Raw genomic sequence first — 12,825 nt, 5'->3', positions numbered from 1 at the left:
TGCCCGACCCCTGGCGGGCCGGTGCGGGCCGCCGACTACGCCGTGCGCCGTACGCCGTACCCGACGTCTGCGGTCCACACGGGCTGGGCCAACAAGCTGGTGGAGTGGAATGAGCGAGTCAGAACGCACACGGTACGGGCTCAACGCCGCCCCCCAGCGGGCCATCGCCGTCGTCGGCCTGGCCTGCCGCCTGCCCGGAGCGCCCGACCCCGACGGCTTGTGGCGCCTCCTGCGCGACGGTGACAGCGCCGTGCGCCCGGCTCCCGCCGACCGCCCCCGGTCCGCCGCGGCCTCGGCAGAGGACGGGTCCGAGGGCGGCGTACCCCGCTGGGGCGGACTCCTCGACGAGGTCGACCGCTTCGACGCCGGCTTCTTCGGTGTCTCGCCACGCGAGGCGGACGCCATGGACCCCCAGCAGCGTCTCGTGCTCGAACTCGCCTGGGAAGCCCTGGAGGACGCCCGCATCCTGCCCGAACGCCTCCGCTCCACCAGCGCGGGCGTGTTCATCGGTGCCGCCCACGACGACTACGCCACCCTGCTCCACGCGCTCGGACCGGAGGCGGTCACCCACCAGTCCTTCACCGGCACGCACCGCGCCCTCGTCGCCAACAGGCTCTCCTACCTGCTCGGCCTGCGCGGCCCCAGCCTCACCCTCGACTCGGCGCAGTCGTCCTCGCTCGTAGCCGTCCACCTCGCCTGCGAAAGCCTGCGCAGCGGCGACAGCGACATCGCCCTCGCGGGTGGCGTGAACCTGCACCTCGCCCCGGAGAGCAGCCTCTACCCCCACCGCTTCGGCGCGCTCTCGCCCGACGGCCGTTGCTACACCTTCGACGCCCGCGCCAACGGGTTCGTGCGCGGCGAGGGCGGCGGCCTCGTCCTCCTGAAGCCGCTCGACCGGGCCCTCGCCGACGGCGACCCCGTCCGCGCCGTCATCCGTGGCAGCGCCGTCAACAACGACGGCGGTGGTGACACGCTCACCGCTCCCGACCCGCGCGCCCAGGAAGACGTGATCCGCCGGGCCCTGCGCAACGCCGGGACGGCCCCCCACGACATCCAGTACGTCGAACTCCACGGAACCGGGACACCGGTCGGCGACCCGGTCGAGGCGGCCGCCCTCGGCGCGGCCCTGGGCGAGGGAAGGCCCTCCGACGAGCCCCTGCGCGTGGGCTCCCTCAAGACCAACGTGGGCCACCTCGAGGGCGCGGCCGGAATCGCCGGCCTCGTCAAGACGGTCCTGGCGCTCCAGCACCGAGAACTTCCGCCCAGCCTCAACTACCTGACACCTCACCCCGACATCCCTCTCGACGCCCTCCGTCTCCGCGTCCAGAACACCAGCAGCCCCTGGCCACGCCCCGCCGCGCCCCTCATCGCCGGGGTGAGCGCCTTCGGCATGGGCGGAACGAACGCGCATGTGGTGGTGGAGGAGGCTCCGGTTCTGTCGGAGGCCGGCTCCGGCCATGTGGATGTGGCACCGGTGTTCGTGGGTGGTGGTGTGGTGCCGTGGGTGGTGTCGGGTCGTGGTGGGGAGGGACTGGCGGGTCAGGCCGGTCGTCTGGCGTCGGTCGTGGGTGAGGCGCGGCAGGTGGATGTGGCGTGGTCACTGGCCGCCACGCGTACGGCGTTTGAGAACCGGGCTGTGGTCCTGGGTGGTGAGTCCGCTGAACTCGTCGGCGGGCTGCATGTGTTGGCTGCGGGTGGGGTGGTCGGCTCCGGCGTGGTGCGGGGTGCGGTGGTGGGTGGTGGTGATCGGGTGGTGTTCGTGTTTCCGGGTCAGGGGGCGCAGTGGGTGGGGATGGGGCGGGAGTTGTGGGGTGTTTCGCCGGTGTTCGCGGCGTCGATGGAGGCGTGTGAGCGGGCGTTGGCTCCTTTTGTGGGGTGGTCGTTGAGTGAGGTGGTGCGGGGTGGGGGTGAGTTGGTGGATGTGGATGTGGTGCAGCCGGTGTCGTGGGCGGTGATGGTGTCGTTGGCGGCGGTGTGGGCTGCGTGTGGTGTGGTGCCGTCGGTGGTGGTGGGTCATTCGCAGGGGGAGATCGCGGCTGCGGTGGTGGCGGGTGGTCTGTCGTTGGAGGACGGGGCGCGGGTGGTGGCGTTGCGTTCGCGGGCGATCCGTGCGATCGCCGGGCGCGGCGGCATGGTCTCTGTCCCTCTTCCGCTTGCCGAGGTGGAGGAGTTGCTGACGTCGTGGTCGGGGCGGGTCGATGTGGCGGCGGTGAACGGTCCGGCTTCGGTGGTCGTGGCCGGGGACGCGGACGCGCTGGACGAGTTGATGGCGCATTGCGGGGCGGAGGAGATCCGGGCTCGTCGTGTTCCGGTGGATTACGCCTCCCACACCTGGCATGTGGAGGCGATCGAGGAGGAGCTGGCGCGGGTGCTGGCGGCGGTCGAACCGCGAACCGGTCAGGTGCCGTTCTTTTCGACGACGGAGGCGGAGGTCGTCGACACGGCCCGTCTGGACGGGGGGTACTGGTACCGGAATCTGCGTCGGCGGGTGTGTTTCGCGGATGCCGTTCAGGGTCTGGTGGAGCAGGGGTATGGGGCGTTCGTGGAGGTGAGTTCGCATCCGGTGCTGGGGATGGCGGTGCAGGAGGCGGCGCCGGACGCGGTCGTGGTGGGAACTCTGCGCCGTGACAAGGGTGATGCTCATCGTGTCCTGACCTCGCTGGCCGAGGCCTGGGTGCGGGGTATCCCGGTGGACTGGACGGCTGTTCTGGCGGGCCAGGATGCGCGGACGGTGGCGCTGCCGACGTATGCCTTCCAACGACGGCGCCATTGGTTCGATGGCGGCGCAACCCGTGGTCTTGCGCTCGAAGCCGACGTCGTTCCGGTGCCGGAGCGGCGCAACGACTGGGTGCAGCGGGTCCGGGCCCATGCCGCCGCCGTTCTGGGGCATACCGCAGCAGGTGACGTCGACTCGACCCTTACCTTCAAGGCGCTGGGCTTCGATTCCGCGACCTCGGTCGAACTACGGAACCGGCTGGTGGGGGACACAGGGCTCTCCCTGCCGGCCTCCGTTCTGTTCGATCACCCCACCCCGCAGGCACTGGCCCTTCACCTGCGCGGGCTGCTCGACGGCGGCAGCGCCCCGGCCCTCGAGGCCTCCGTGAACCCGACGCCCGCCACTGAGGACGAGCCCATCGCCATCGTGGCCATGGGCTGCCGTCTGCCCGGTGGCATCCGCACACCGGAAGAGCTGTGGGAACTCCTCTCCGCCGGTGGCGACACCGTCTCCGGCTTTCCCACCGACCGTGGGTGGGACCTGGGCCACCTGTACGACCCCGACCCGGAGCAGCACGGGACGACGTACGCGCGCTCGGGTTCGTTCCTGTACGGGGCCGGTGACTTCGACCCCGGCTTCTTCGGCATCTCGCCGCGCGAGGCCGTCGCCATGGATCCGCAGCAGCGGTTGCTGCTGGAAGCCTCGTGGGAGGCGCTGGAGCGGGCCGGGATCGACCCGGAGACGCTCCGGGAGCGCGACGGCGGAGTGTTCGTGGGAATCATGCAGCAGGAGTACGGTCCCGGACTGCACCGCGCCCCCGATTCCGTCGACGGCTATCTCCTCACCGGCACGTCCTCCAGCGTGGCCAGCGGGCGGATCGCCTATGTCCTCGGGCTACGCGGACAGGCGGTGACCGTGGACACCGCGTGTTCGTCGTCGCTGGTGGCCCTGCATCTGGCGGTCCAGGCGCTGCGTGCCGGCGAGTGCTCGTTCGCGCTCGCCGGGGGTGCGACGGTGATGGCCGAGCCCGGCATCTTCGTGGAGTTCAGTCGGCAGCGGGGGCTTGCGCCGGACGGTCGGTGCAAGCCGTTCGCGGCAGGGGCGGACGGTACCGGCTGGGGTGAGGGTGTGGGGGTGTTGTTGCTGGAGCGGCTGTCGGATGCTCGTCGCAACGGTCATCCGGTGTTGGCGGTGGTGCGTGGTTCGGCGGTGAACCAGGACGGGGCGAGCAATGGTCTGACGGCGCCCAACGGTCCCGCGCAGGAGCGGGTGATCCGGGCGGCCCTCGGCAAGGCCGGGCTGTCGGCGGCTGACGTGGACGCGGTGGAGGCGCACGGCACGGGGACCATGCTCGGCGACCCGATCGAGGCACAGGCGCTCCTGGCGACCTACGGCCAGGGCAGGGACCCGGAACGACCGCTCTGGCTGGGTTCGTTGAAGTCCAACATCGGTCACACCCAGGCTGCCGCCGGCGTGGTCGGTGTGATGAAGATGGTCCTCGCCATGCGGAACGGGGTCCTTCCGCGGACGCTGCACGTCGACGAGCCGACTCCGCATGTCGACTGGTCGGCGGGGGCGGTGTCGTTGCTCACGGAGGCGGTGGAGTGGCCGTCGGGCGAGGGGCGTCCTCGTCGTGCCGGTGTGTCGTCGTTCGGGATCAGTGGGACGAACGCGCATGTGGTGCTGGAGGAGGCTCCGGTTCTGTCGGAGGCCGGCTCCGGCCATGCGGATGTGGCACCGGTGTTCGTGGGTGGTGGTGTGGTGCCGTGGGTGGTGTCGGGTCGTGGTGGGGAAGGGCTGGCGGGCCAGGCCGGTCGTCTGGCGTCGTTCGTGGAGTCTGCCGGTGACGAGGTGCGGCCGGTGGATGTGGGGTGGTCACTGGCCGCTACGCGTACGGCGTTTGAGAACCGGGCTGTGGTCCTGGGCGCTGAACCGGACGATCTGATCCTCGCGGTCAAGGGGCTCATGGCGGACGACGGTGCGAGCCCGTCGTCCGTGGTCCGCGGGCGGACCGCTCGTGCCGCTGGTGACGTGGTGTTCGTGTTTCCGGGTCAGGGTGCGCAGTGGGTGGGGATGGGGCGGGAGTTGTGGGGTGTCTCGCCGGTGTTCGCGGCGTCGATGGAGGCGTGTGAGCGGGCGTTGGCTCCTTTTGTGGGGTGGTCGTTGAGTGAGGTGGTGCGGGGTGGGGGTGAGTTGGTGGATGTGGATGTGGTGCAGCCGGTGTCGTGGGCGGTGATGGTGTCGTTGGCTGCGGTGTGGGCTGCGTGTGGTGTGGTGCCGTCGGTGGTGGTGGGTCATTCGCAGGGGGAGATCGCGGCTGCGGTGGTGGCGGGTGGTCTGTCGTTGGAGGACGGGGCGCGGGTGGTGGCGTTGCGGTCGCGGGCGATCCGTGCGATTGCGGGGCGTGGGGGCATGGTGTCGGTTCCTCTTCCGCTTGCCGAGGTGGAGGAGTTGCTGAGGTCGTGGTCGGGGCGGGTTGATGTGGCGGCGGTGAACGGTCCGGCTTCGGTGGTCGTGGCCGGGGACGCGGACGCGCTGGATGAGTTGATGGCGTACTGCGAGAGCGGTGACGTAAGGGCTCGTCGTGTTCCGGTGGATTACGCCTCCCACACCTGGCACGTGGAGGCGATCGAGGAGGAGCTGGCGCGGGTGCTGGCGGCGGTCGAACCGCGAACCGGTCAGGTGCCGTTCTTTTCGACGACGGAGGCGGAGTTCGTCGACACCGCCCGCCTGGACGGGGGTTACTGGTACCGCAACCTGCGTCGGCGGGTGCGTTTCGCGGAGGCCGTCCAGGGTCTGGTGGAGCAGGGGTACGGGGCGTTCGTGGAGGTGAGTTCGCATCCGGTGCTGGGGATGGCGGTGCAGGAGGCGGCGCCGGACGCGGTCGTGGTGGGAACTCTGCGTCGTGACAAGGGTGATGCTCATCGTGTCCTGACCTCGCTGGCCGAGGCCTGGGTGCGGGGGATCCCGGTGGACTGGACAGCGGTCCTGGCCGGCCATGGGGCCCGGACGGTGGCGCTGCCGACGTACGCCTTCCAGCACCGGCGCTACTGGCTCGAGACCCCCGACCCCGCCCTCGGCAGCCACTCCGTCGACGAGTTGGACGCCCGTTTCTGGGAGGCGGTCGAACGCGAGGACCTGGAGGCCCTCGCCGGGACGTTGCGTGTGTCGGACAGTGGGGCGCTGGCGGGTGTGCTTCCCGTGTTGTCGGGGTGGCGCCGCGAGCAGGCGGTGCGGTCGGCGGTGGACGGCTGGCGGTACAAGGTGGCGTGGCAGCCGGTCGGCCGGGACATACGGTCGGCGGGTCTGAGCGGTGTCTGGCTGCTCGTCGTCCCGCAGGGACACCCCGACACCGCACTCGTCACCGCCCTGTCCGACGGTCTGGCCGCCCACGGCGCCGAGGTGCGTCTCCTCGAACTCACCGCGCGACATGCGGAGTCCGAGGCCCTGACGTCCGCGCTCGATGAGGCGTCGGCCGACCTGGCGGTGCCGTTCAGCGGTGTGCTGTCGTTGCTCGGGCTGGACGAGGACCCGTTGCCCGATCACCCTGTGCTGTCCACCGGGGCCGCACTCACCGTCTCCCTCCTCCAGGCGCTCGGCCGGGCCGGGGTGGGCGCGCCCTTGTGGTGTGTCACGCAAGGCGCCGTGGCCGTCGGGGACCAGGAACCGGTCGCCCGGCCGGCACAGGCGGCCGTATGGGGGCTGGGCAGGGTCGCGGCCCTCGAATGCCCGGAACGCTGGGGCGGATTGGTCGACCTTCCCGAGCGGCTCGACGGTCGGGAAACCGGTGCCCTGTGCGCCGTCCTGGCCTCACGTGGCGACAGCGCCGAGGACCAGGTGGCGCTGCGCGCCCACGGCACCTTCGTACGGCGACTGGTTCCGGCCTCGCTTTCGGCAAGCGGGAACCCGGGAGCCGGGCGGCGGCACTGGACGCCCCGCGGTACGGCCCTCGTGACCGGCGGGACCGGTGCGCTCGGTGCGCATGTCGCCCGGTGGCTGGCGCGTGGCGGTGCCGAGGACGTGGTACTGGTCGGCCGACGAGACCGGTCCGACGACACGGCCCTGACGGAGTTGGAGGCCGAACTCGCAGATCTGGGAGCCCGGTTGACCGTCGCGGCCTGTGATGTGGCCGACAGCGCCGCGCTGGGGGAGCTGCTGAGCTCCCTGCGCGCCGACGGACGTACGGTTCGTACGGTGGTGCACGCCGCCGGTGTCGGCACCCTCGGAACGCTAGCCGACCTCAGCCTGGCGGAGTTCGCCGAGGTCGCCGCCGGCAAGGTCGCCGGGGCACGGCACCTCACCGAGGCCCTGGACCCGGCCGAGACCGACGCGCTGATCTTCTTCTCCTCGATCTCCGGCGTCTGGGGCGTCGCCGACCACGCGGCCTACGCCGCCGCCAACGCCTGTCTGGACGCCCTCGCCGAGCAGGTACGCCGCACCCGTGGGCTCCCGGCGCTCTCGGTGGCCTGGGGGCCCTGGGACGGTGGCGGCATGATCGCCGAGGACATGCGCGATCCGCTGCGCCGCCGAGGCATCCCCGTCATCGCCGCGGAACCCGCGATGGTGGCCCTGCAGGAAGCGCTCGACCACGGTGACACGGTCGTGGCCGTCGCCGACGTCGACTGGGGCCGTTTCGTCCCCGTCTTCAGCGCCGCCCGACCCGCCCCGCTCATCGCCGCACTGGCACCGAAGGACGAGACCGCCGACGGCGAGGGGACCCGTGCCGGGCAACGGGACGGACACGGCACGGACCCGGCGGCCTCGACCCTGGCGCAGCGGCTCGGAGCGCTGCCCGCCGTCGACCACGACCGCTTCGTACAGGACCTCGTCCGGTCCGAGGCGGCCGCCGTGCTCGGTCATGACTCGGCGGACGCCGTCGACGCCGCCTACGCCTTCAAAGAGCTGGGCTTCGACTCGGTCAGCGCCGTCGAACTGCGCAACCGCCTCATCTCCCGTACGGGTCTGAGGATCCCGACGACCGTCGTCTTCGACCACCCCACTCCGCTCGCCCTCGCCTCCCACCTCCGCCTTCTCGCCGTCGGGGACCACGCCGTACCGCGGCAGGACTCGGAGTCGCTCGCCTCCGTGGCCGCGTCCCATACGCCTCTCCCCGACGACGACCTCATCGCCGTCGTCGGCATGGGATGCCGCTATCCGGGCGGCATCGCGTCCCCCGACGACCTCTGGCGCGTCGTCGTCGACGGCGAGGACGTGATCACCGGCTTCCCCACGGACCGGGGATGGGACACGACCCGGCTCTACGACCCCGACCCCGACCGGAACGGCACCAGCTACGTCCGGCAGGGAGGGTTCCTTCACGACGCCGGGGAGTTCGACGCGGCCTTCTTCGGGATCTCGCCGCGCGAGGCGGCGGCCATGGACCCGCAGCAGCGACTGCTCCTGGAGACGTCGTGGGAGGCCTTCGAGCAGGCCGGCATCGACCCGAGGACCCTGCGCGGCAGCAGCACCGGCGTCTTCACGGGCCTCACGGACCAGAACTACGGCACCCTGCTCGGCCGCGGCGCCGACGGCACCGAGGGCTATCTCGTCACCGGCGCCTCGACCGCCGTCGCATCGGGCCGCGTCTCCTACGTCCTCGGTCTGGAGGGACCTGCGGTGACCGTGGACACCGCGTGCTCGTCGTCGCTGGTCGCGCTGCATCTCGGGGTACGGGCCCTGCGGTCCGGCGAGTGCTCGATGGCGCTGGCGGGTGCCGCGATGGTCATGGCCGATCCGGCGCCGTTCGTCGGCTTCAGCCGGCAGCGGGGCCTCGCCCCCGACGGCCGGTGCAAGCCCTTCGCCGAAGCCGCCGACGGCTTCTCCCTCGCCGAGGGCGTGGGGGTGATCCTGCTGGAGCGGCTCTCGGACGCCCGTCGCAACGGTCATCCGGTGCTGGCCGTGGTGCGAGGTTCGGCGATCAACCAGGACGGGGCGAGCAACGGCCTGACCGCGCCCAACGGTCCCGCGCAGCAACGAGTGATCCGTGCAGCCCTCACGGATGCCCGCCTCACCGCCCCCGAGGTGGATGTCGTCGAGGCGCACGGCACGGGCACGCGGCTGGGCGATCCGATCGAGGCGCAGGCCCTGCTGGCGACGTACGGTCAGGACCGGCCCGCCGACCGGCCGCTGTTCATCGGTTCGCTCAAGTCGAACATCGGCCACACCCAGACCGCCTCCGGTATGGCGGGCGTGATGAAGATGGTGCTCGCCATGCGGCACGGCCTCGTGCCCGGCACCCTGCACGTCGACGCGCCCTCCTCGCATGTCGACTGGTCGGCGGGGGCGGTGTCGTTGCTCACGGAGGCGGTGGAGTGGCCGTCGGGCGAGGGGCGTCCTCGTCGTGCCGGTGTGTCGTCGTTCGGGATCAGTGGGACGAACGCGCATGTGGTGGTGGAGGAGGCTCCGGTTCTGTCGGAGGCCGGCTCCGGCCATGTGGATGTGGCACCGGTGTTCGTGGGTGGTGGTGTGGTGCCGTGGGTGGTGTCGGGTCGTGGTGGGGAGGGACTGGCGGGTCAGGCCGGTCGTCTGGCGTCGGTCGTGGGTGAGGCGCGGCAGGTGGATGTGGCGTGGTCACTGGCCGCCACGCGTACGGCGTTTGAGAACCGGGCTGTGGTCCTGGGTGGTGAGTCCGCTGAACTCGTCGGCGGGCTGCATGTGTTGGCTGCGGGTGGGGTGGTCGGCTCCGGCGTGGTGCGGGGTGCGGTGGTGGGTGGTGGTGATCGGGTGGTGTTCGTGTTTCCGGGTCAGGGGGCGCAGTGGGTGGGGATGGGGCGGGAGTTGTGGGGTGTTTCGCCGGTGTTCGCGGCGTCGATGGAGGCGTGTGAGCGGGCGTTGGCTCCTTTTGTGGGGTGGTCGTTGAGTGAGGTGGTGCGGGGTGGGGGTGAGTTGGTGGATGTGGATGTGGTGCAGCCGGTGTCGTGGGCGGTGATGGTGTCGTTGGCGGCGGTGTGGGCTGCGTGTGGTGTGGTGCCGTCGGTGGTGGTGGGTCATTCGCAGGGGGAGATCGCGGCTGCGGTGGTGGCGGGTGGTCTGTCGTTGGAGGACGGGGCGCGGGTGGTGGCGTTGCGTTCGCGGGCGATCCGTGCGATCGCCGGGCGCGGCGGCATGGTCTCTGTCCCTCTTCCGCTTGCCGAGGTGGAGGAGTTGCTGACGTCGTGGTCGGGGCGGGTCGATGTGGCGGCGGTGAACGGTCCGGCTTCGGTGGTCGTGGCCGGGGACGCGGACGCGCTGGACGAGCTGATGGCGCATTGCGGGGCGGAGGAGATCCGGGCCCGTCGTGTTCCGGTGGATTACGCCTCCCACACCTGGCACGTGGAAGCCATCGAGGACGAGCTGGCGCGGGTGCTGGCGGCCGTCGAGCCCCGTTCGGGTGAGGTGCCGTTCTTCTCCACGACGGAGGCGGAGGTCGTCGACACCGCCCGCCTCGACGGAGGTTACTGGTACCGCAACCTGCGTCGGCGGGTGTGTTTCGCGGATGCCGTTCAGGGTCTGGTGGAGCAGGGGTACGGGGCGTTCGTGGAGGTGAGTTCGCATCCGGTGCTGGGGATGGCGGTGCAGGAGGCGGCGCCGGACGCGGTCGTGGTGGGAACTCTGCGCCGTGACAAGGGTGATGCTCATCGTGTCCTGACCTCGCTGGCCGAGGCCTGGGTACGGGGGATCCCGGTGGACTGGACGGCTGTTCTGGCAGGGCAGGATGCCCGGACGGTGGCGCTGCCGACGTACGCCTTCCAGCACCGGCGCTACTGGCTCGAGACCCCCGAACCCGCCCCCGGCAGCCACTCCGTCGACGAGGTGGACGCCCGTTTCTGGGAGGCGGTCGAACGCGAGGACCTGGAAGCCCTCGTCGACACCCTCGACCTGGCGCCGGAACGGCGCGACACGCTCGACACGGTGGAACCGGTGCTGCCCGTTCTGGCGGAGTGGCGCCGACGCAGGCGGGAGAGCGCCGCGCTGGACTCCTGGCGGTACGCGGTGACATGGCGGCCGGCCGGTGCATCGGTGGCTGGGCCCGGCCCGTTGGCATCGCACTGGCTGGTCGTGCTGCCCGGCGACGACGCCACCGCCGAGGACACCGCTCAGGAACTGGTGGAGGGGCTGCGCGGGCACGGGGAGGTCGACGACGTCGTCACGGTCGCCCTCGACGTGACGCGGGCCGACCGGGCAGTTCTGGCGGACCGTCTCCACGAGGCCTTCGAACGGAACCCGCTCATCGGCGGCGTACTCAATCTGCTTCCCCTGGCGCCTCGGGGTGACCGCCCCTCCGCGGAGCCGTGCCCCTCCGGCGTGCCCGAGGCCGTCACGTCCACCTTCCTGCTCATGCAGGCCCTCGCGGACACGAAGGCCGACGTACCGCTGTGGACGGTTACCCGGGGGGCGGTGGGCGTGCTCGGCCCCGCCGCGCCGCAGGCCGCCTCTCCGCTGCCCGAGCAGGCGGCCGTCTGGGGTCTCGGCCGGGTCTACGGGCTCGACCATCCCCGCCGCTGGGGCGGCCTCATCGACCTCCCCGCACCTCCTGGCGAGGAGCACGCGCCCGGTGACGTCGTCGTGGGACTCGGCGCCCGCGCCCGGGACCGGTTCCTCACCGCTCTCGCGGGCGACGAGGACGAGGACCAGTTCGCCGTGCGCGAGGACGGTCTGTACGTACGCCGCATGGTCCGCAAGCCGGTCGACACCGAGGCGGGCGAGCGGCGCACCGTCGGCTTCACCGGGACCACGCTCATCACCGGCGGCACCGGAGCCCTCGGCGCACACCTGGCCCGACGGCTGGCCGCCACCGGTGCCGGGCATCTGCTGCTCGTCAGCCGCCGCGGGCCGGACGCTCCCGGCGCGGACGGACTGGAGCGGGAACTCACCGCGCTCGGCGCCCGTGTCACCATCGCCGCCTGCGACATCACCGACCGGGAGGACCTGGCCGAGTTGCTGTCGGGAGTGCCGGAGGACGCACCGGTCACCGCCGTGGTGCACGCGGCGGGCGCCGAGCCGCCGGCCGTCGCGATCGGGGACACGGACCTCGACGCCCTGCACGAGGTGATGCGCGCGAAGATCGCGGGCGCCCTGCACCTCGACGCGCTGCTCGGCGACCGTCCGCTGGAGGCCTTCGTCCTGTTCTCGTCGGGCGCGGGCATCTGGGGCGACGGAGGCCACTCCGGTTACGCGGCGGCCAACGCCTACCTCGACGCGTTCGCCGAGTGGCGCCGCGGCCGAGGCCGGACGGCCACCTCCCTCGCGTGGGGCGCCTGGGCCGGCGGCGGCATGGTGCACGCGGCCGAGGGCGACCGGCTGCGCCGCTACGGCGTACCCATGATGGACCCCGAGGTGGCCGTGGGCGCCGTACAGCAGGCCCTCGCCCACGACGAGACCGTCCTGGTCGTCGCCGACGTGATCTGGGAACGGTTCGCGTCGACCTACTCGGCAGCCCGCCGACGGCGCCTCTTCGACGAGATCCCGGAGGCCCGGCTCCTCGACGCCGCGCAGGTCGCCGACCGGGCGGCCGAGGCAGACGCCGGGGCCTTGCCCGGTCCGGCGCGGTCGTTCGCCGACCGGCTGGCCGGCGTGAGCCGGGCCGAGCGGGAACGGACCGTACTCCAACTCGTGCGGACACAGGTCGCGGCGGTTCTCGGCCATGACGGGACCGGTGCCATCGGCCCCGGGCATGCGTTCCGTGACCTGGGGTTCGACTCCCTGACCGCGGTGGAGCTGCGCAACCGGCTGAAGGAGGCCACAGGTCTCGGCCTGCCCGCCACCCTGGTCTTCGACCATCCCACCCCGGCCGCCCTCGGCGAACGGCTGCTGTCCGAACTCGCCCCGCAGACGTCGGGGACGGACGCGGGGGATCTCTCACCGCTCGACGCGTTGGAGGCGGCCGTCGCCGTGCTCGACCCCGGCGATGACGTCTCCCGCACCAGGATCACCACCCGGCTGCAAGCGCTGCTGTGGCGTCTGTCGGACGGTGCGACGGAGACGCCGGTCGGCGGGGACCCCGACGACACACTGCTCGAGGCCGTCTCGGACGACGAGATGTTCGATCTGATCGACAAGGAACTCGGCCTCAACTAGACCGCCGGCGGGGCGGCGTACTCCCCCTGGTCGCCCCGTCCGGCTGCCCCCCT

Annotated in this window: 1 protein-coding gene; it reads left to right on the top strand. The window is 71.9% G+C overall.

The window, feature by feature from the left end:
- Positions 1–109: 109 nt before the first annotated feature.
- Entirely contained in the window at positions 110–12,772 is a 12,663-nt protein-coding gene (locus ACYQ8Q_RS05265; protein WP_460062361.1) for a type I polyketide synthase, read from the top strand.
- Positions 12,773–12,825: the final 53 nt, after the last annotated feature.

Source organism: Streptomyces sp. YKOK-I1, assembly GCF_054660435.1.
Note: the sequence above shows the minus strand (reverse complement) of the source record. Positions and strands in the feature narration are given on the sequence as shown.